The sequence below is a fragment of the Pseudidiomarina sediminum DSM 21906 genome (genome assembly GCF_000423165.1).
GTDB classification, from domain to species: Bacteria; Pseudomonadota; Gammaproteobacteria; order Enterobacterales; family Alteromonadaceae; genus Pseudidiomarina; species Pseudidiomarina sediminum.
In genome coordinates this window covers 846,768-867,976 of the sequence record NZ_KE383983.1, presented here as the reverse complement: position 1 = coordinate 867,976, position 21,209 = coordinate 846,768, and the positions used below count along the sequence as shown (strand labels likewise).

Below are 21,209 nucleotides of genomic sequence, written 5' to 3'. Positions count from 1 at the left end.
TTAGCTGCCCCATTGCAACGCGAATAGCCAGCTCTGTTCGCCACCTTGCAAGGCAAAGCGATGCGCGCTCAGTTGCTGCTGAGTGTGTTCGAGCTGACGATTCATCTGCGCTTGCCAGGTGGTTTGATGGTGCCACCCCAACAGAGCAAGCAAAGCAAAAGCTGCCAAGCAACTCACTGCAATCATCCACTCGAGGAGTAGATAGCCCGCCAATGCGTGCAACACAGTCCTTTGACTTTGCCGCTCCATGGTTGTCTCCTGCTTAACCTTGAAAGCGTAGAGTGACGGTACCGCTGCTATACGAGCTATCGATGGTATAGTCGATAAAATCTCGAGCAAGACGCGCACCCTCTCCGTCTTGGGCAATCCCCGATAAAGTGACGACATAACGACTGCTATCACTTAAATCGGCTTCAATCGCGATGGCGCCGCCCCAAGGGTTAATGCCCGAACCATCGCCCCAAATTTCAGGCACCGCCGCAATGGACGACATGGAGCTCATACTGATCCCAGTAAAACTGCCGTTGCGCGGTCGCCACAATTGCGCCCCGGCTTGAATGGTAACAATCTGATTCTTGGCTTCGCTCACACGAGAATTGCCCACTGCCCAATCACGCACCGCTAGGGTACCTATGGTTGCTAAAGCAATAATCGCCAACACCGTCAACACTTCGATAAAGGTAAAACCATTTTGATTTTTCATAAGTTACTCTCCTTGTAACAGGCTTTTTTTACTAACGAACATGCTGTTGTGTCACCGCCATCAGCATGGCTCCCATGCCACCGACAGATACCAACAACAAGATTAAAATCAATCCATAACAGCCAACTTGCACCCCTACTTTTAATCGCCGCAACGCTTGTACCGCATCATTTGCTGCGTACCCAGCAACCCGCTGTAAGGTGCCGTGTTCCGTCGCATTTCGGCTGCCATTACTAAGTCGAAACAACATCCGCGGCGACAACAATCCACAATCCAAGATCACTGCTAATTGTCGCTGACCTTGCGCTAACTTTGTACGTAGCTGCGGCACTACGGCTTTAAGCGCGCCGGCCGCGAAGCGCTCCATCAACTGCAAGGCTTTATCCATCGATACCCCCGCAGCAAGCAATACAGTCAAGGTTTGCAACAGCAACACCCCATCAAAATAACGGCGCACCACAAAGGCACCATGGTGCGCGCACCAGCGCCATGGCTGCCAATGTAATTGAATCAACGGGTAAGGCCCCCAAACCCAAATAAGTCCGAGCCCCGCCAATACACTCAACGACAGTAACCAAAGCGGTTGGGAAAGAAACATCAACCATTGGCTTAACAACGGCCAATGTAAGGGTTCAAGACTGCCAGCCAACTTTGGCATCACCCGTTGACCAATGGCGAAACAGGCCAGCACACACAACATGAGCATCAACAGTGGGTAAATCAGCGGTCGCCAAAATTCTCTTAAGGCCTGCTGCCGCTGCTGCTCAAAGCGTTGCTGTGCAGCCAGCAATTGAGCCAAGACACCACTGCGCTCACCAACACTTACTAACATACAAAGATCGTCGGCAAACCACGCTTGCATCGCGATAGCGATAGGTTGCCCTTGGAAAACTGCCTGTTGCAACGCGCGAATCGCATCTTGTTCCGATACCAACCCTTGCGCTTGTGCATGTTGTTGCAGTTCCTCACAGGCTTGCGCAATGCTTAAGCCATCCGCTAACGCCAGCGCTATGTCTTCTAAAATGGCCAGTTGCTGTGCTCGGTTTAATCGCATGACGCCACCTCTTTTGTCCCCTGCAGTTGCTGCATTAGTGGCAACCAGCCATTGGCGATGCGTTGCTGCCAATACTCTGGCAGCTGTTCATGCCGCAAGGCGGTTTGAAACTCGGCATCGACAGCTAAAAATTCAGCGACAAACTTACGCCGCCCAACCCCAGTTCCATGGCACACAGGGCACACAGGGGTTCGCTGCTCGCCTAAGCATGTCGTACAAGCTTGCTTGAGCAATCGCTGCGCCAAAATGCCCCGAAGCACACCTGGCTGTGCCAACATGCGATCACTGAGGCCTAAATCGTTCAGGCGTTGAATTACCCCAAAACAGTCATGCGCATGTAAGGTCGCGGTCACAAAGTGTCCGGTTAGTGCCGCGGTATACGCGGCATGGGCCGTTTCCGCATCACGAATCTCACTGATCGAGATGACATCAGGATCTTCACGTAAGGCGACTTTCACCATGTTGGCAAAATTCAGCTCAGGATGGCCGGCAAGAACAGGCTTTTGCTCAATGTGTGGCTGAATAATTTCGATCGGATCTTCCAAAGAGATCACTTTAAAGTCTGGTGGGATCATCAGGTTCAGTGCAGCCAAACTCGTTGTTTTGCCTTGCCCGGTGGGCCCCGCGACAATAAACAAACCGCTTGGTTGTTCCAGCAACAGACGCAATTGTGCAATGAGGGCGGGAGCAAAACCTAGCTCGTCAAAACGTAAAATAGCTTGCTGTTCATGCTGAATACGCATGGTGACCGCAAAACCATTACGGATCGGCGACTTCTGTACCCGCAAACGAATGCGCTGTCCCTGGCCTTGATGTTTCACCACGACATTTATACTGGCGCTGGACAGCCGTTGTTCGTCAAATAACTGATGAAAGTCATCGGAGCGCGTGTTCAGCGCCGCGGCGATAGCCGCAACCAAGGTTTCTCGAGGGCGTTCAGCGTAACTTACCATGCGACCATGCACGCGAAATGACAGAGCGGCATGCTGACTGTTAAAGCTCAAGTGAATATCTGAGGCACCTAGCGTCAGCGCTTGGCTAACGAGGTCTTCCAACGATTGCTGAGCGCGCGTGCGATCGAACACGGCGTTTTGCTGAGCCTGTTGCCGTTGTTGCCGCGCGGCTTCCGCGTCATGCAAAGCGCTGCGTATCTCGCGTGCCGAGGCAACGGCAAAATGGCGAAACTGTTGCTTCGCGCGTAACTCTTCCCGAAAATTAGAGAGCTCTAGCGCATAGCGTTGCCACGCCATCTCACTGGCAATAATAAACCCGTCATCACTGATCACCAACGCGACATCTTCTTCTTGTGCGCGTTCGGTAAAACTTAAACATGCCGCCAGATAGCTTTCTGCAGGCACCACGCTTTGCCAATCCGTCAATCGTATGCACTCCATCTCACCACTCCTTTGGCAACATAAAGTCACGCGAATACCGACCGTGTTGGAGCCGCAGGCGATTCCCGATATGTTCGACTTTAAGTCCTAACCAATGCGCCTCTCCTACTTTTAAGCTGACCAATTGCTCAGCCACCGCAAACCACACATGGCGCTGCTGTTGAATCTGAGCCACACCAACTAAGCGGGCAGACTGTAAGGGGTCGTCCCCCTCTTCTTTTGCGCTCGTCTGACGGACCGGGGCAGCGAGGTCCCGAATTTGCTGCTGTAACTGCGCCACCTGCAATTCGTGCTGCAATTTACGCACCTGCGCCGCGGCCGCCAGCTCAGCGAGCTCAATTTGACGCAAAGCGCTCACACGTTGCAGTTGCTCTTGTAATTGCGGCGACAGCGGAGCTGTGCTTTCAGCAACGATCTCGACCGATACCAGCAGAGTGGCCCAAACTGTTGGAGTTAAAAATAAGATCATCGCGACGCTCCTTGTAACGATGGTGGTAAGTGACGGTATACGCGCACCACAAGCTCAGCGGCTAAGGAACGCTGTGCGGGTTTCAATTTCAGCGTCAGCAAACGCAGATGGGGGGCATCTAACGTCGCCGCCAAGCGTTGTAACTCAGGCAAAGACGTCGACGGCAGCTGCAATTGGTAGTCTTGCCACTGGAAATGAGTATCCTGTTGCCCAACAACACTGCGTAGAACGAGTTGAGGAAACAACGCCTGATACCGCTCTGACCAATTAAAAACCTCCTGCTCTGGCGCAGCTTGAAAAGCTTGCGAAACCTCATCGCGATACAGCAGTTGGACAGTTTTTCCCTGCCCTTGCACCTGCCAGTACGACGGCACTTGTGCGATTAACTCCTCCAGCCGCCCATAGGATGCCGTGAATACCACCACCAGTTGTTGGCCTCGAAGTTCCGCAGATTGCCAACGCCAGCCCGCTAAGTGCTCAAAACCTCGCAGCAATGTGGGGAGCTCTGTCAAAAGCCCGGTGCGACTGCCAGCGGGGGTATAACTGGCACGCTGCTGCCCACCAACGGGTTCGGACACCACTGGGGCAGGCCAAAACCACCAGGTGACCAAGCTTGCACTACTCAAGATAAGTAATAGCGCCAGCATTAAGCGCTGCCGTTGCTGCCATCCTGGGCGCTGGCTGAGTGCTTGCAAATAGGCCTTTTTCGGTGTTGGCAATTCAGCCAAACCGGGTTGCTCGACGCGCACTTGCCAGCGAGGGTGTTGCTGTTGGCAGTACTCCTGCCATGCTTTCGCCATATCTCTGGCAAGGAGCACGACACAGCCTTGTGATAGTACGGCTTCCAACTGCGCGAACAATGACGCGCGCTGGCAAGCCTGAGGTGACGTTATCGGCCATAATCCACAATGCACAAGATGCTCACCACGCCAAGCCACGCACAAGGTTTGCTCGTGCCATTCAGCGAAGTACACACCGCAAGCGACCTTGGCATAAAACTGCCGTACCACGTTGGCAACGTCTCGCGCACCGCGATGGTTCGCTTGTGCACTGCAGGCCAACCAGTACATTTTGCCGTGGCGCATCACTGCATAGTTTTTCATTCCCAAAGTACGCGCTTGCCGTAGCGCCGCATCGACCTCAGCAACACGCGCACAATGCTGACGCCATGCACCTATAACGAGGCCGTTCATCCTTGTTCTCCAGTGCGCTGAATAATCGTTGGCGTTAATAACACTAGCGTCTCGCTACGATGTTGGCGGCGCTGTTGTTGACCGCCAAGTAGCAAACTCAGCCAACTGGTTTGCTCGGTAAGTTGTTCACGCTCATTGCGTAGACCTGAGAGCAACAATGTTTGCCCATCGCCCACGACCGCTTGCATAAAAAATTGCTTACGATTGGTATGCGGCGTTTGTATCAGCTGTGTTCCCGAACGCACTTCATCAATCCGCAACAAGTCGGACAGTTCTGTGGAAAGCTGTAAGATGACCTCGCCATCGCGAATACTAGGCAAAACATAGAGTTCGAAACCGGTGGTGATCACGCCAGGTTGAAGTTGTGAAGTAGTGCCAACATTTGCCGTCACAGTGCTGCCTGAGGCTGCCAGATAGGTTGCGTTATCTTGCAAAGCAACTTTCGCCACTTGATTGTTTAAGCTCATAACGCGCGGCTGGTTATTGATGCGGACCAAGCCTTGTTGCTGCAATGCTTCAATAAATAACTCGGAGCCGCTCCATCGCCCCTGCTGGCGTTGCCACAGCAGTTGCCCTGCCCATTGCTCGGCCAAGCGCCCGACGCCGCCTGAGCCCAAACCTAAAATGGCATTACCGCCAGCCGACTGGGCGAGGGCTTGCCAATCAATACCAAGCTGCTCATCATCAGCGAAACTGACCTCTAATATCTGTACGTCAATTGCGACCTGCCGCGTGAGTCGTTCATTTTGCTGCTGTAGGTAAGCATCAACTTGCCGTACATGATAAGGCGTGTCTTTCACGATCACTGAGGTCGAACTTTGATTCAAACTCAAGGCGCCAGCATCAGAGAGGAGTAGTTTTAGCGAACGCTCTAAATCGTGCCAAACGCTAAGCTGGTCGTGGCGAAAATTACTAAACTGGTCACTTTCGCCAAGGGTTGGCGATAGACCGTCACCGCTCTGCCCAGTCTCACGCATGGAGGGTGTTGTGGTCGCGCGATTACCCATAAAGTATTCACTAGAACCAGCAATAAAAGCGACATCAAACTCTTTCGTTTGCCACTGACTAAAGCTGACCCATTGCGGTGTAATCTGCAGGTACCAGCCGAATTGACTACTGAGCCGCTCGAGTAATACGCCCAGTTGCCCCTCAAAGTCGATGCTAATCAGCTGCTCAGCCAACGCTGGTTGCGCAAACTGCACATGCACCGCGGTCTCGCCAAACAGCTCGTCGAGCACATGCTGCACCGGAAGCTGTGTCGCTTGTACGTGAACATCATGACTATACCAGTCCGGCTGCGCCGCCAAACGTGGGTCAAGCGGCGCCACATATAATGCCTCGGAATGTTTAACGACGGTCCGTGAACTGTGTCCGTACTGCTCTTGCAAGTTGGTGAGTTCGGTTAACACACGCTGTTGCTGCGTCGCTACATCAGGCCCCTGCAGCTGCGCACAACTGCTTAGCAAGACACAAGCGCAAGCCACTAGGGGCACTTCCAAACACCTCATAGTACAGCCTCCTGCTCAGGCACAATTACCGCAGAGTGGTTGGCGTACAAAACGGCCTTGAGGCCATAAGGTTGCAACAGGTGTGTCAGTGCTTGCGTCCAACTCTCTGCACTGAGCAGGTAATCACTCGACCAACGAAAGTGCGGCGAAGCGCGCCACTCAATAGTGGTTACCGCAAAGCGTTCACGCAGAAGTCGCTCAACTTGCGGCTGTAAGCGGCCTTCATGCAACGCAAACACCACCGGCGTAGGCGCTTGTGCAAGGCTATGTAACGGGGGTGTTGAGGTAGCTTGGAACTGAAAATCAAAGGGCTGGCATAGCTGCCGTGTTGCCGCACTGGTATTGCCGCACACCACACTTAGAAGCAGCGCAACGACGCGCGAAGCATAGCTGATAGGATACATGTTGAGACCTCCTTGTCTGCGATCCAGTGGCATTCCTTGCAACTGGAATACTCACTTTAGACCGCGACTGGAGGCTCAACAAGAGCGGAGATTCGGATTGTTCTCCGCGTTATTTCTTACGTTTTTTGGTTTCCTTTACTTCCCAAGCACCATCACGATAATAGGCCTGCCACCCCGTTGGCTTACCTTCCGACTCGGTAATGACATATTGCTCTTTCTGCTTACGGCTATAGCGCACAATGGCCTGATTGCCATCATCATCCGTCGCTGGAGCTTCCGCAAGATAATGGAATTTACTTGGGATACGATCTTTAAAGCGCTTTAATTCAGCAACTTTCACCGCACGGGTCTCGCGCGATTTCGGGAACGTATTGGCCGATAAAAACACGCCTGAGGCGCCATCACGCAAGACAAAATGCGCATCGGAGTTCTCACAAGGCAGTTCCGGAAACGGCACAGGATCTTCTTTCGGTGGTGCAGGCTGACCATTTTTCAAAAGTTTGCGGGTGTTTTTACACTCACTGTTGGTACAACCAAAGTACTTACCAAAACGGCCAGTCTTCAACTGCATGTCGCTGCCACAACGATCACACTCCAGCACTGGGCCATCATAACCTTTAATGCGGAATTCGCCGTACTCGACCAATTGCCCTGGGCACGCTGGATTGTTACCGCAGACATGCAATTTGCGTTCTTTGTCAATCAGGTAGCTATCCATCGCCGTCCCACATTCCGGACAACGTTTTTTCGCCCGCAACGCTTCGGTTTCAGCTTCTTCGTCATCGCTCACTTTGACGGCTTCTTCGCCCGGCAACAAGTTAATGGTTTGGGTACAGCGTTCTTTGGGCGGTAAGTTGTAACCTGAACAGCCGAGGAACACGCCCGTAGAGGCGGTACGAATCCCCATTTTGCGGCCACAGCTTGGGCAATCAATGTCGGTTAACACCATCTCATTGTTGCGCATGCCGCCTTCTTCTGGTGGCAATTCTGCTTGTTCGATTTTCTTCGAGAATTCCTCGTAGAAGGCATCAAGCGTTTCTTTCCAATTCAGCTTACCTTCGGCAATATCATCCAGCGCCTGCTCCATCTCAGCGGTGAAGTTGTAGTTCAACAAGCGCGAGAAGTTCTCCACCAAACGATCATTGACAATTTCACCCATTTTCTCGGCGTAGAAACGACGGTTTTCAACCCGCACATAACCACGATCTTGAATGGTCGAAATAATCGCCGCATAGGTAGACGGTCGGCCGATACCACGCTTTTCCAACTCTTTCACCAGCGATGCTTCGCTGAACCGCGCTGGCGGCTTGGTGAAATGCTGTTGTGGATCGAGTTGTTGCAACGACAGTTGCTCGCCTTTTTTCACATCAGGCAAGGTCGCATCATCGTTGTTTTTCGAGCTTGCTGGTGGTTGCACTTTGGTCCAACCGGCGAAGCGCATCACCCGCCCTCGCGCTTTCAACTCATAGTCTCCAGCACCAACGGTCAGGGTGGTTGAATCATAGCGCGCTGGCGTCATTTGACAGGCCACAAACTGTCGCCAAATTAATTCATATAAGCGCTGCGCGTCACGCTCCATGTCGCGCAACTGTTCTGATTTCACCGTCACGCTCGAAGGACGGATCGCTTCGTGCGCTTCTTGGGCATTTTGCTTAGCACCATACACATTCGGCTTTTCAGGCAAATACTCTTTGCCATATTGCTTGGTGATGTAATCACGGCAATTGGCCACGGCTTCTTTACTTAAGTTGGTCGAGTCGGTACGCATGTAGGTGATATGACCGGCTTCGTAAAGTCGCTGCGCGAGCATCATGGTCTTCTTCACGCCGAAGCCAAGACGCGTACTGGCTGCTTGCTGCAAGGTTGAGGTAATAAAAGGTGCTGACGGACGACTGCTGGTTGGCTTATCTTCGCGCTCAAGCACTTGATACTGAGCCGACTGCAAGTAACTCACCGCTGCATCTGCAGCAGCTTTATCACCCGCCTTAAAGGTTTTGCCACGGTATTTTGCTAATTGCATACGCAATTGAATGCGCTCTGCCGTGGAAAGGTCTGCGTAAATATCCCAATACTCTTCTGGCACAAAGGCTTTAATTTCACGTTCGCGTTCGACTACCAAACGTACCGCGACCGATTGCACACGACCAGCAGAAAGGCCGCGGGCAATTTTTTTCCACAGCACTGGCGACACCATAAAGCCCACCACCCGATCCAAGAAACGGCGGGTTTGCTGTGCGTTCACGCGGTGTAGATTCAAGTCCGCAGGATGGGAAAACGCATCTTGAATGGCATTTTCGGTGATTTCGTTAAATACCACGCGGCGAAAACGTGCGTCGTCCCCCCCGATAAGCTCGCGTAAGTGCCACGCAATGGCTTCCCCTTCGCGGTCCAAATCCGTCGCGAGATAGACAGCATCGGCTTTACTCGCCAGCTTCTTCAGCTCATTGACCACTTTTTCTTTACCGGGCAACACTTCATAGTGCGCTTCCCAGTTGTGCTCAGGATCAACCCCCATGCGCGCCACAAGTTTCTTAAACTCGCGAGAGCGACGATACGCTTCTTTTTGTTCTGGGGTCATCTTGCGCACTTCCGCAGGCGACTTCTTCGCAACTTCTGCGGTGGCTCGTGTCGGTAAGTCACGCACGTGTCCGACACTCGATTTCACAACAAAATCGTTGCCTAAATATTTATTTATGGTCTTAGCCTTGGCTGGCGACTCGACAATTACTAGCGATTTAGCCATGCGTCCTTTGTATCCTAGTATGATGGGATCTTTTTTTAGATATATCGCTTCTGCTCACAGTAAACAACCGTGCAAAGCAAAATTCATAAAAATTCGTGTATTACTTATAGCTATGCAAACGCAACTCGGATCACCTTATTCGACGCGGCGTTGCGGCGGTTCAGGGCTTACACTAAGCAATATGTTGTGGGTATAATAGCCACTTATCACTTGCTTGCAACTGCAATGGAGGATTTCGTGAGCACTCAGCACTTTGAAGTGAATTTTGATGGCCTCGTCGGCCCAACCCACAACTACGCCGGGTTATCCTTTGGTAACGTAGCGTCGCTTTCAAATGCTAAAGCGGTTTCCAGTCCTCGTTCTGCTGCCAAGCAAGGTCTTGCCAAAATGAAGGCACTGCATGATCTTGGCATGGTGCAAGGTGTTCTTGCGCCACAAGAGCGACCTGACATTGCAACGCTGCGCCGCCTTGGTTTCTCTGGCAGCGATGGCGATGTACTTTACAAAGCGGCCACCGAAGCGCCGCAAATTTATCAGGCTGTGTGTTCTGCTTCAAGTATGTGGACGGCGAACGCCGCAACAGTATCGCCAGGCGCCGACACTGCCAATGGTAAAGTGCATTTCACGCCGGCCAATTTAACCAACAAATTCCATCGTTCGCTGGAACCTTTAACCAGCGGCCGTATTTTACAGGCGATGTTTGCCAACCCACGCTATTTTGAGCATCACCTGCACTTGCCAGACAACGAACACTTCGGTGACGAGGGTGCGGCAAATCACACGCGTCTATGTAGCAACTATGGCCATGCTGGCGTAGAAGTGTTCACCTTCGGCCGCTACGCTTTCGACGCAAGCAAACCCGCGCCTCGCAAATTTCCGGCGCGACAGACCTTCGAAGCCTCACAAGCCATCGCTCGCTTGCATGGCTTAAGTGAGGAAAATACCGTCTTCATCCAGCAAAATCCTGATGTCATCGATCAAGGCGTATTTCACAATGACGTAATTGCTGTGGGCAACCAAAATGTGTTGTTCTATCACGAGCAAGCTTTCTTAGATACTGAAGCGAAACTCGCCGAAATGCAGCGCAAATTCGGCGAACAACCGCTCCACTTCATTTGTGTAAAAACCTCTGAAGTCAGTATTGAGGACGCAGTTCAGACCTATTTGTTTAACACGCAACTGCTGACCTTACCAAACGGTGAAATGACCATTATTGCGCCGACCGAGTGCCAAGAAAATGCCAGTGTTGCCGCCTATTTAGATGACCTAGTGCAACGTGACACGCCGATCAAGCAAGTGCGTTTCTTCGACGTCAAACAAAGTATGCGTAATGGCGGTGGTCCTGCATGCTTACGTTTACGCGTGGCATTGAACGACAGCGAGTTGGCAGCAGTGAACCCTGCGGTATTGATGAATGATAGCCTGTATCAACGACTGAATGACTGGGTCGATAAACACTACCGCGACGAACTCACAGTGGAAGATTTACGTGACCCACAGTTACTCAACGAGTCCCGCACTGCCCTTGATGCGTTAACTCAAATCCTTAAACTTGGCTCGGTTTATCCGTTCCAACGCTAATAAAAAAAGGCCCGCAACGTCATTCCGCTGCGGGCCTTTTTCATGCTGTTATGACGCCTTAGTCGTCGTCATTCTCGTTATGTAATTCTAAGTTGGCGTCTTCTGATGACGTATCACCGTGTCGAGCCACATCATTACGCGCAGCATCTAAACGATCCAAATAACCTTGGTTAATGTCACCCGTGATGTATTCACCATTAAAGACCGAGGTTTCAAACTGCGTGATTGAAGGGTTCTCTTCTTGCACCGCCGCAATCAAGTCATCCAGCTCTTGGTAAATCAAACCATCGGCTTTAATCAATGCATTGATTTCTTCGGCTTCACGACCATGACCAATCAACTCGTTGGCGCTCGGCATGTCAATGCCGTAGACGTTCGGGAAACGCACTTCTGGCGCTGCCGAGGCAAAGTAAACTTTCTTCGCACCGGCTTCGCGAGCCATCTCAATGATCTGTTCTGAGGTAGTACCGCGGACGATAGAGTCATCCACCAACAAAACATTCTTCCCCTTAAACTCCGCGCCAATAGCGTTGAGTTTGCGACGCACCGATTTACGTCGTTGCGTTTGTCCTGGCATGATAAAGGTACGACCGATATAGCGGTTTTTCACAAAGCCTTGGCGGTACGGCAAATCCAAGACATTGGCCATCTCTAACGCGATGTCACAGCTGGTTTCAGGAATTGGAATGACCACATCAATATCAAGATGGGCGTAATCGCGTTTGATTTTTTCACCCAGCTTACGGCCCATGTTGACGCGTGACGCATAAACAGAGATGCGGTCGATGTAAGAGTCCGGACGAGCAAAGTAAACATATTCAAAGATACACGGGCAATGCTGCGGGTTATCCGCACATTGACGCGAAAACAATTGACCGTCTTCGGTAATATAGACTGCTTCACCTGGCTCGATATCGCGCTCATAGGTAAAGCCTGTGCCGTCAATTGCAACACTCTCTGAAGCAACGATGTATTCGTTGCCCGAAGCTGTCTCACGCTTCCCTAACACCAATGGACGAATGCCCCAAGGGTCGCGGAACGCAACGATACCATGGCCGATAACCATAGCTACCACCGCATAAGCACCGCGAATTTGACGGTGAACACGACTCACCGCTGCAAACACATCATCGGCACCAAGTTCGAGACTTTGTTGCTGATAAAGTTCGTGAGCGAAGATATTTAAAAGGATTTCAGAATCAGAGGTGGTATTGATATGGCGACGGGCTTTGGCAAACAATTGTTCCTGGAGCTCATGCGCGTTGGTCAGGTTGCCATTGTGTGCCATCGCAATACCAAACGGCGAGTTCACATAAAAAGGTTGTGCTTCCGCCGAACTGGAACTTCCCGCGGTCGGATAACGCACATGACCAATGCCCATTTGTCCACCTAAACGGTGCATATGGCGCGTATGGAAAACGTCGCGCACCAGACCATTGGCCTTACGTAAACGCAGTGTTTGGTGCTCTACGGTCATAATACCCGCGGCGTCTTGGCCTCGATGCTGCAGCATCGTCAAACTATCATACAACGCTTGATTGACCGGCTCTTTACCCACAATACCCACAATGCCACACATGCTAAGACAACCTCATTTGCTTAGTTGGGGAGAAAACTTGACGTTTGCTCGAAGTACTCAAAAAACCATTGAATGAACACACCAAAGTGCGGGATCAGCATCGACTGCTGCCACCACTCAGTGCTTGCCAATCCGGTAAAGCTATCTAAGAAAAATAATAGAGCGCTGACGATCAACACGCCACGCAAGGCGCCAAAGACGCCACCCAGCACACGGTCGGTGCCGGTCAGCCCGGTCTTATCTACCAATTGCCCCAACACATAATTCACGACTGCACCAACGATTAAAGTGGCGACAAAAAGTGCTAATGCGGCAACGGCATTGCGGACCATTTGGTCTTCGAAACCGGTAAAAAAGCTAGCGAGGTCGGCGTAGTACCAACTCGCGACAAAAAACGCAGCAACCCAAACCGCTAGTGACATGGCTTCTTGCACAAAACCGCGCACCAGACTCACAAGGGTCGATAATGAAATGACGATTAAAATGGCATAATCAATCCAGACCATAAGGAGATTCCTAAGGCTGTTTAAGACGCGCGAAGTTTAACAGAATTTTGCAGCAAAAACGTCACTTTTTATTGTGCTTTACGGTTCAAAGCGAACCACCCGGCCTTCGAGCCCCGTCAACTTCTTCAGTTCAGGAAGTTGCTGCTCAAGTTCAGCTTCAGTCAGCGCGGGGCCAACCAGTAAACGAATCAAGGTCTTACCGTTGACTTGTACTTTTTCGCTATAGGCTGCGAAGTTTTTGGCTTTAAGCTCACGAATTAGCGCATTCACCGACTCAGCATTACTAAACGCGCCGAGCTGTACCACATACCCAGGTTGGCTTAGATCACTGGTCACCGGTTCAGCAGGTTTATTGGCCGGCGTCTCGCTCGAAGTTTCCGCGGCTTGCGAGACTTGTGGCGCGTCGTCACTGGTCAACTCAACCGTGTCAGGTAACGGCTTCGGTGGCGCAAGGTCAATGGGGGTGCCGCCTAAGTCTTCCGTTGGCAGCACCACGGTTTTTTCAACAACATCAGCATCAGGTTGAATCGGCATCGCGGCAAACTGCTCTTGCTCGCGTACTTGTTGGCCATCAAACAACTCCGGCAAAATAATAACGGCCAAAGCGATAAGGATAATACTGCCAACGATTCGATTCTGTAATTGCGATGCCATGCTTACTCCGACTGAGGTAGTTTGCCAACAGTGTAAAACGAGCCGCAGACCAATACCAGTGGTTGTTGCGAATCATCTGTCGCTTGCGCTTTGGCCGCCACAAAAGCATCGGCCACCGAAGCGAAGCACTGCGGCGTCACATCCTCAGCACTTGCGAGCGCTTCCGCTAACTCCGCTGCAGACGCCGCACGATGCCCCTGAAGATCAGCTAAGAACCACTGACTGACCACAGGTGCCAACGCCTGTAAGGTGCCGGCGATGTCTTTATCTTTGAGCATGCCCACCACCGCATATACCGGTCGGCCAGCAAAGCGGTGTTGAATATGCCCTGCAACAAAGGTCGCGGCTTGCGGATTATGTGCAACGTCAATCAACACCTCTGGCGGCCCGGCATGGTATTGCAAACGGCCCGGCTCACGCGCGGTGACTAAACCTTCACGAATCGCCTGCACCGGCACGGGAAGATCCAACAATTCCAGCGCCATCAGTGCTGTTGCCGCATTAGGCAGTGGTAACTGTGGCAATGGTAACTGATGCAATTCACTGCGTGGGCTAAAGAAATGCCAACCCTGTTGGTCATCACTCAAGCGATAGCTAAAATCGACACCAACGCGTTGAGGGAAGATATCTTGTTGCTGGAGCTCAGCAAGGACCAGTGCTGGGAAGTTAGGTTCACCAATCACGGCGGCGCGTTGCGACCGAAACACACCAGCTTTTTCACGCGCAATACCGCTTCTATCGGCACCTAAAAAGCCAATATGATCGATACCAACTGAGGTGATCATGGCGACATCTGCGGCAATACAGTTCACGGCATCGAGGCGTCCACCTAAGCCAATCTCTAACACCCAGACATCGACATCACTTTGCTGTAGCAGCCAAAACGCCGCCAGCGTACCGAACTCAAAGTAGGTTAGCGAGGTTTCTCCACGTGCCGCTTCAACGGCTTGGAAGGCTGCGACGTGCTGTGATGCGTCAAGCTGCTTGGCGTTAATCCGCACGCGCTCTTCATAGTGCTGCAAGTGCGGTGAAATGTAGACGCCAGTGGTATAGCCTGAAGCACGCAGAATCGTTTCGAGGTAACGTACGGTCGAACCTTTACCATTGGTCCCTGCCACGGTCATCACTTTGGCCCGGCCAGGTTCAATCCCAAGACGTTCAGCAACGGCCTGCACACGCACTAACCCCATATCGATTTCCGTCGGATGCAGAGCCTCTAAATACGACAGCCAGGCATCGAGCCCGGCTGTTGAAGATGGTTTAGCGATCACTTGCTTGCTCATTGCAACATCAATACTCGTCAACCAGCGGGCTATGGTGCTGGAATTTCGCCAACAAGGCAGCAATGCGATTTCGCATTTGGCGACGATCAACGATCATGTCGATGGCGCCATGTTCAAGCAAGAACTCGGCTCGCTGGAAGCCTTCAGGTAAGGTTTCGCGGACCGTTTGCTCGATGACCCGAGGCCCCGCAAAACCAATCAATGCCTTAGGCTCAGCGATATTTACATCACCGAGCATGGCCAGACTGGCGGAGACACCACCCATCGTCGGGTCGGTCAGTACTGAAATAAACGGCAAGCCTTCTTCGCTCATACGCGCTAACGCCGCAGAGGTTTTCGCCATTTGCATCAAAGACATCAAGGCTTCTTGCATACGTGCGCCACCTGAGGCTGAAAAACATACCAAAGGTAGTTTCTCACGTAGACAAATCTCTGCTGCTTTGACAAAGCGCGCACCAACAACCGAGGCCATTGAGCCACCCATAAAATTAAATTCAAACGCAACAGCAACCACAGGCATGCCCTTGAGCTTGCCTTGTTGGGCGACCAGCGCATCTTTTTCGCCCGTCGCTTTTTGTGCAGCCGCAATACGATCTTTGTATTTTTTCGAATCACGGAACTTCAAAATATCTTTCGGCTCAAGCTCAGCACCGATCTCGCGACCCGTACCGCTATCTAAAAAGCCATCCAAACGCTCACGTGCTGACATACGCATGTGATGATCACACTTAGGACACACATGCAGGTTGCGCTCTAGGTCTGCGTTATAAATGATTGCATCACAACCGCTGCATTTCGCCCATACCCCTTCAGGAATATTGCGGCGTTTGTTGCTTTTCGGTTTTGCAAGAATTCGCTCAATCCAGCTCATATCGTTGTCATCATCTCAATGTGTTTACTTCGGCAGATTGCCGTTATTCCCCGTATTAAAGCATAATCTGGGGCTAGCTTGCAGTAAAAAGTGGTCTAATTAGTGGTTCTCAGGAAGCCATAAGGGGCCTGGATTTAACTTAGGTAGGCCAAAGCTTTGCGGATAATCCACCTGAACCAAATACAGCCCCTCAGCTTTCGCGGTTGCTGCGGCTTTCGTACGATCACGCAGCGCCAACAACTGCGCAGGCCAATCCACCGGCTGCTCCTTGCGCCCTACCGTTAGCAAGGTACCAACAATGTTACGCACCATATGGTGCAAAAAAGCATTGGCGGCAATATCAATCACCACAAACTCACCATGGCGACGAACGTCGATATGCGTCACACAGCGATTCGGTGAATGCGACTGGCACTGCGCAGCACGAAAGGAACTAAAGTCGTGTTCACCCAACAACCCTTGCGCAGCTTCATGCATGGCAGCCACATCAAGGGTTTGGTGGTAGTGACTTACCCCGCGCCCAAGAATCGCAGGCCGCAAGCGGTTGTTACAAATGATATAACGGTAACGCCGCCCTGTCGCACTAAAACGCGCACTGAAATCAGCGGGCACCTGCTGTACCCAACGCACCGCTACAGTGTCGGGAAGGTTACTATTGACGCCCATGGTCCAAGCGGCGGCACTACGCGGGTCCTGACTGTCAAAGTGCACCACCTGTCCGGTGGCATGCACGCCAGCATCGGTACGCCCAGCACATACCACTTCTACCGGGTGATTCGCGACTTTACTGAGCGCCCGTTCAAGCACCTCCTGTACGCCAGTAACTTCACGTTGGCGCTGCCAACCGTAATAACCACTACCGTCGTACTCAATACCAAGCGCAAAGCGCGTACTACTCATCGACCGCCCTGTTCATCTAATTGCTGTAATAATCGATTCGCTTCACGTTCCGCTTCGTCATCGCCACATTGTGCAATGGCGTCCAGTAACGTGCGCGCCTCTTCGGTTTCGCCCATATCTAGGTAGACTTGTGCGAGATCAAGCTGATTTGCCAACGACGCGTCATTGTCTTCGATCGCATCGCCGTCTAAATCGAAATCACCTGTGAGCTTCTCGTCACCGCCTAAGGCTTCACTAATCTTACCTTTATTGTAAAGGTCATCATGCTCTTTGCTGGCTTCTTCGTCCGCCTCTTCCATCAAACTTTCGATGGAGAGATAACCGTCTTCATCAGCGTCGGTCGCCGCTGCAGTCGCGGGCTCACCTTCAGGCACATTGGCCGTTTCGCTGTCATCGGCCGGATCATCTAGACGCAAGCCACCAAAGGAGTCCATGGCTTCAGGCTCAAGCAAATAACCATCGTCTTGCGCACTTTCAGCGTCAGGCGCATCAGCCGCTGTCTCTGTCTCAGACTCAGATTCAGACTCTGATTCTGGTTCTGCCGCAGTTTCAGCCATGCCGTCTGCGCTGAGATCCGTTTCTACCTCGGTCTCATCAGTCTGCGTTTCATCCGTCAGCTCTATCGCCAGCAAGGCATCAACCTCACGCGATAGGTCATCGTAGTGATGCTGTTCATCTGCCTCTGTGGTCGCAACAGCAGCTTCACTCGCCGCTTGCTCCGCTACGTCATCGTCCGCAGCTTCGTCATGCTGTTCGCGCGCTTGCTGCTCACGCAAGTAGGCATCGAGGTCAACATCTGAAACTTCGGCATAAGGTTCGCCATCATCTTCCTGTGCATGCCACTCCGACTGTGTCGCAGCAATACTTGCTTGCGCTGCCGCATCAGCAACGTCATCATCAACCTGCATCGTTTCTGATGCTGCTTCCTCTACCTGCGACGTAGGCTCAGAAGAAGCTTCGCTGGCAGCCTCGGTGAGTTCTCGCTCATCGACTTCGACCGCTTCATTGTCCCATTCACGATTCACGCGACGTACGTATAACGCGTAAGCAAGCATCAGCAAAAGTAACACTGCCACGCCTGCAGCAATGGCTAAATGTAAGGGTTTCATTAACCAAGCTAACCAAGGGTTGCGCTTAGGCGTTTGGCTGTTCGCAGTGCTCGTTTTGGCTTGCTGTACCGCTTGCGCGTCAGTTGCGGCTTCGCTTGTGCTTGCGGCAGGCTCAGCAGAAGTTGCATCTGTCGTCGCTGTGCTTGCAGCGGCAGCCGCATCCGTTACGGTCGGTGCGTTCGTCGCGCTATTGTTGTCAGTCGCCCCCTCAGGCTGGGTCTGCTCTTGCGCAGGTAGCTCTGTCGCGGCAGTCTGGCTCAGCTGTGTCAACGACGCTTCTTCCGTCTGCTCTCCTTGCTCTAAGGACTCAGCCAACGAGGCCATTTCCGACGACGCTCGCATCTCTTCATCAGCTCGCGCCTTCAGCGCATCCAATTCTTGTGTTACTGCTTCAAGACGCGCTTGCAAGGTACCATTTTCACCCTGCAAGTTCTCAATCAAGTCTATCGATTCAGAGAGCTGCGTTCGTAACGCCTGCAGTTCTGATACCGAAATCGCGATTTCGTTTTCCACCACAACGCTTTGGACTGCTTCGTCGTTCGCCGCCACGGTTGGCGATGTTTCGGCAACACTCGGCGCCGGCTCTATGGCTGCCTCGGTTTGCGCTGTTGCAGCAACAGCTTCGCCACCTGGAATCGATAAATAAAAGCCTGTCAGCATAAAGTCAGGACGATTATCGCGAAAGGCCCGCGGGTTATTCGCAACGATTTGATCCATCATTTCGTTCACACTGATGCCACGCTGACGCCCGTAGTACGAAGCGATACTCCACATAGTATCGGTCGGAACAATAGGACCAAACTGGTCGGCTTGCCAACGCGACGCGCGTGCACCTTGTTGCGCTCCAACCGTACTCGTGGAGGCAATTAACAGTGTCAGTGCTGCTGCCCAAATAACCCGTGCCATCACTTTTCTATCCTTATTTTTATCGATGCATTGGAAATAAGTGAAATCAACGATTTAGTTAAAGGTAGTCGTTGATCAGATGTTCAGCAATTTGAATGCTGTTGGTCGCGGCGCCTTTGCGGACGTTGTCCGCTACCACCCATAGATTCAAGCCTTGTGGGTGAGAAATATCATTACGAACGCGACCAACAAATACCTCATCGTGTCCCGTCGCATGACTCACTTGCGTTGGGAAGTCCTCGTTGTGCTCAAGTAAGACAACCCCTGGTGCTTGGCGCAACAGTTCTTTCGCCTGCTCTGCCGCCAGCGGTTGGAGTGTTTCAATATGAATCGCTTCGGCATGACCATAAAAGACCGGTACGCGCACCGCAGTTGCGTTCACGCGAATGCTCGCGTCGCCAAAAATCTTTTGCGTTTCCCACACCATTTTCATCTCTTCTTTGGTGTAGTCGTTGTCCATAAACACATCAATTTGTGGAATACAGTTAAACGCGATTTGCCGCGCAAAGAACTCGTCTTCAAGCGGACGACCATTCATCAGCTTGGCGGTTTGCTGGGCCAACGCGTCCATCGCTTCTTTGCCCGCGCCCGACACTGACTGATAGGTTGCCACGTTAATACGATCAATGCCTACGGCGTCATGAATCGGTTTTAACGCCACCAACATTTGGATGGTCGAGCAGTTCGGGTTGGCAATGATGTTGCGGTTACGAAAATCAGCGAGTGCGTGGGCATTCACTTCAGGAACCACTAAAGGAATGTCTTCTTCATAACGAAACTCTGAGGTGTTATCGATCACCACACAGCCAGCTTCAGCGGCACGCGGTGCAAACATGCGTGAAATGCTGCCACCTGCTGAAAAGAAGCCAAGCTCTACTTGCGTCCAATCGAACGTGTCCGCGTCAAGCACTTCAATCTCTTCGCCTTTAAACTGAATGGTCGTTCCTGCCGAACGGCTACTTGCTAACGGAAACAACTGCGCAACTGGAAAGTCACGCTCAGCAAGCAACTCGATCATATGCTGGCCAACTAAACCAGTGGCTCCCAATACTGCAACATTAAAGGCTCGAGACATCATTCCCCTCGCGTATCAAATTGAAATGTAAGTGCTGCCATGCGCTGCTGCCAGACTTGGTCGTATTGCCAAGCGCCAGCATCAATGCATAGCTGTCGTAATTCAGGTCGCACGGCATACTCCCGGCGTAACTGATCAAATGCCGCGGCTGTGCAAGGTGCGGTGCGCAGTAGCGCATCGTCACGGCGAATATCATACATCGCTAAAACCCACTGCGCTAACTGTTGCCAGCTCGGCGCTTGCGCCGCACTCAGCTGTTGCGATTGGCCTTGTGGAAAGCCTTGTAAAAGGGCATCGAATGCTGGCAATTGTAGAGCTAAGCCCTGATCCGTCAACCACTTTTTCAGCAGTTGCCAACCGCCCCCTAGCTTACCAGCAAAACTATGCCCAGCAATATGTGGCGTCGCAAACTTTACCTTCGCTAGCAGCTTCTCATCGAGCCTCGGCTCGTGCTCCCAAACATCAAGAACCACCGGCCAATGCGGCGTTTGCTTGAGCTTATCATGTAATGCCTGCTCTGCCACCACAGCGCCTCGACTGGCGTTGATAAACAGTGTGCTACTCGGCAACTGAGCAAGGGCAGCGGCATCGAACAAATGATGGGTCGCATCAGGGCCACTGTGGGTCAGCGGCACATGACAACTGATCACTGCGGAAGCCAGCACCCGTTGCCAATCATCATGCACGGCAACGTCACTGGTACCAGCGCGTAACAACGGCGGGTCATAATAGTGGACGTTTAAACCCAGTCCGGTAAGACGCTGCCCGGCGGCACGGCCCGTATTACCAGCGCCAACAATAGCCACCTCACCTGGCGGTAAATAACCTTGCTCGAGGCTCACTGCGGCAACCGCACTAGCGACATAATCACCCACGGCATTAGCGTTGACGCCTGGCGTACTATGAAACTGAATTCCTGCTGCAGCGAGTGCCTGTTGATCAACATGGTCGGTGCCTATGGTCGCCGTCCCGACCCAACGCAACTGCGGTGCTTGTTGCAGCAAAGCGCTATCGATAGGTGTCACAGAGCGAATAAAAAGTGCATCGGCACGTGCCAGTAGAGCAGGATCGGGCTGACGCGTGGCAAAACGCGCCAACTCAAGTGGACGATCCAGTTGTGCAGAAAGGGACGCCACCAGGGAAGAAAAGGCCGGCAAATTTGCATCGGCGAGTAATAACATGCGTGTCACTCAACGTTCAGAAGCAACCAAGGCTTCCTAGCATACAACAAAAAGGTGCGCCGTAGCGCACCTTTGCAAAAGCATTTTGTTGCGATA

19 protein-coding genes are annotated in these 21,209 nt (G+C 52.2%); 1 reads left to right on the top strand and 18 read right to left on the bottom strand.

All coding sequences use genetic code 11. The features are described from left to right. The 9 genes from G535_RS0109320 to topA form a co-directional block, all read right to left on the bottom strand. The gene (locus tag G535_RS0109320; protein WP_026861820.1) at nucleotides 1-249 is read right to left on the bottom strand and encodes a hypothetical protein; all 249 of its coding nucleotides are present in this window, start codon (nucleotides 247-249) and stop codon (nucleotides 1-3) included. A gap of 13 nt (nucleotides 250-262) precedes the next feature. Continuing rightward, nucleotides 263-703, bottom strand: a complete 441-nt coding sequence (locus G535_RS0109315; RefSeq protein WP_026861819.1) for a type II secretion system protein — start codon at nucleotides 701-703, stop codon at nucleotides 263-265. A 31-nt stretch (nucleotides 704-734) separates the two neighbouring features. Further along, nucleotides 735-1,757 carry a type II secretion system F family protein gene (locus tag G535_RS0109310; RefSeq protein WP_026861818.1) on the bottom strand — a complete coding sequence of 341 codons (1,023 nt, stop codon included), beginning with the start codon at nucleotides 1,755-1,757 and terminating at the stop codon, nucleotides 735-737. Beyond that, nucleotides 1,748-3,151 (bottom strand): GspE/PulE family protein, encoded by a 1,404-nt coding sequence (locus tag G535_RS0109305; RefSeq protein WP_026861817.1) that lies wholly within the window; start codon nucleotides 3,149-3,151, stop codon nucleotides 1,748-1,750. The genes G535_RS0109310 and G535_RS0109305 overlap by 10 nt, the downstream gene beginning before the upstream one ends. A 1-nt stretch (nucleotide 3,152) precedes the next feature. Next, the gene (locus tag G535_RS0109300; RefSeq protein ID WP_026861816.1) at nucleotides 3,153-3,620 is read right to left on the bottom strand and encodes a hypothetical protein; all 468 of its coding nucleotides are present in this window, start codon (nucleotides 3,618-3,620) and stop codon (nucleotides 3,153-3,155) included. Next, nucleotides 3,617-4,813, bottom strand: a complete 1,197-nt coding sequence (locus tag G535_RS0109295) for a hypothetical protein (protein WP_026861815.1) — start codon at nucleotides 4,811-4,813, stop codon at nucleotides 3,617-3,619. The genes G535_RS0109300 and G535_RS0109295 overlap by 4 nt, the downstream gene beginning before the upstream one ends. Beyond that, nucleotides 4,810-6,321, bottom strand: coding sequence for a hypothetical protein (locus G535_RS0109290; RefSeq protein ID WP_026861814.1), 1,512 nt, complete (start codon nucleotides 6,319-6,321; stop codon nucleotides 4,810-4,812). The genes G535_RS0109295 and G535_RS0109290 overlap by 4 nt, the downstream gene beginning before the upstream one ends. Continuing rightward, on the bottom strand, nucleotides 6,318-6,725 hold the full coding sequence (locus G535_RS0109285; RefSeq protein WP_026861813.1) for a hypothetical protein: 408 nt from the start codon (nucleotides 6,723-6,725) through the stop codon (nucleotides 6,318-6,320). Before G535_RS0109285 ends, G535_RS0109290 begins: the two co-directional genes overlap by 4 nt. A gap of 109 nt (nucleotides 6,726-6,834) precedes the next feature. Then, complete coding sequence (gene topA / locus G535_RS0109280; RefSeq protein WP_026861812.1) at nucleotides 6,835-9,468, bottom strand: type I DNA topoisomerase; 2,634 nt, start codon at nucleotides 9,466-9,468, stop codon at nucleotides 6,835-6,837. A 225-nt stretch (nucleotides 9,469-9,693) separates the two neighbouring features. Here topA and astB point away from each other — a divergent pair, with 225 nt between their 5' ends. Next, the gene (gene astB, locus G535_RS0109275) at nucleotides 9,694-11,049 is read left to right on the top strand and encodes an N-succinylarginine dihydrolase (protein WP_034727976.1); all 1,356 of its coding nucleotides are present in this window, start codon (nucleotides 9,694-9,696) and stop codon (nucleotides 11,047-11,049) included. A 58-nt stretch (nucleotides 11,050-11,107) separates the two neighbouring features. On the opposite strand, the gene purF is transcribed toward astB, so the two are convergent. From purF to G535_RS13375, 9 genes are all read right to left on the bottom strand, one after another. Beyond that, nucleotides 11,108-12,628: an amidophosphoribosyltransferase gene (gene purF, locus G535_RS0109270; protein WP_026861810.1), complete on the bottom strand. Its 1,521-nt coding sequence runs from the start codon at nucleotides 12,626-12,628 to the stop codon at nucleotides 11,108-11,110. A 20-nt stretch (nucleotides 12,629-12,648) separates the two neighbouring features. Then, complete coding sequence (locus G535_RS0109265) at nucleotides 12,649-13,134, bottom strand: CvpA family protein (RefSeq protein WP_026861809.1); 486 nt, start codon at nucleotides 13,132-13,134, stop codon at nucleotides 12,649-12,651. Nucleotides 13,135-13,212: 78 nt separating this feature from the next. Beyond that, nucleotides 13,213-13,788 carry an SPOR domain-containing protein gene (locus G535_RS0109260; RefSeq protein ID WP_026861808.1) on the bottom strand — a complete coding sequence of 192 codons (576 nt, stop codon included), beginning with the start codon at nucleotides 13,786-13,788 and terminating at the stop codon, nucleotides 13,213-13,215. Nucleotides 13,789-13,790: 2 nt separating this feature from the next. After that, nucleotides 13,791-15,071: a bifunctional tetrahydrofolate synthase/dihydrofolate synthase gene (gene folC / locus G535_RS0109255; RefSeq protein ID WP_026861807.1), complete on the bottom strand. Its 1,281-nt coding sequence runs from the start codon at nucleotides 15,069-15,071 to the stop codon at nucleotides 13,791-13,793. Nucleotides 15,072-15,078: 7 nt separating this feature from the next. Further along, nucleotides 15,079-15,942: an acetyl-CoA carboxylase, carboxyltransferase subunit beta gene (accD, locus tag G535_RS0109250; RefSeq protein WP_026861806.1), complete on the bottom strand. Its 864-nt coding sequence runs from the start codon at nucleotides 15,940-15,942 to the stop codon at nucleotides 15,079-15,081. A 99-nt stretch (nucleotides 15,943-16,041) separates the two neighbouring features. After that, on the bottom strand, nucleotides 16,042-16,842 hold the full coding sequence (gene truA, locus G535_RS0109245; RefSeq protein WP_026861805.1) for a tRNA pseudouridine(38-40) synthase TruA: 801 nt from the start codon (nucleotides 16,840-16,842) through the stop codon (nucleotides 16,042-16,044). Continuing rightward, nucleotides 16,839-18,857, bottom strand: a complete 2,019-nt coding sequence (locus G535_RS0109240) for a FimV/HubP family polar landmark protein (RefSeq protein ID WP_026861804.1) — start codon at nucleotides 18,855-18,857, stop codon at nucleotides 16,839-16,841. The genes truA and G535_RS0109240 overlap by 4 nt, the downstream gene beginning before the upstream one ends. 58 nt (nucleotides 18,858-18,915) lie before the next feature. Further along, nucleotides 18,916-19,932, bottom strand: coding sequence for an aspartate-semialdehyde dehydrogenase (locus tag G535_RS0109235; protein ID WP_026861803.1), 1,017 nt, complete (start codon nucleotides 19,930-19,932; stop codon nucleotides 18,916-18,918). Beyond that, the gene (locus G535_RS13375; protein ID WP_051207114.1) at nucleotides 19,932-21,113 is read right to left on the bottom strand and encodes a 4-phosphoerythronate dehydrogenase; all 1,182 of its coding nucleotides are present in this window, start codon (nucleotides 21,111-21,113) and stop codon (nucleotides 19,932-19,934) included. The genes G535_RS0109235 and G535_RS13375 overlap by 1 nt, the downstream gene beginning before the upstream one ends. Nucleotides 21,114-21,209 lie beyond the last annotated feature (96 nt).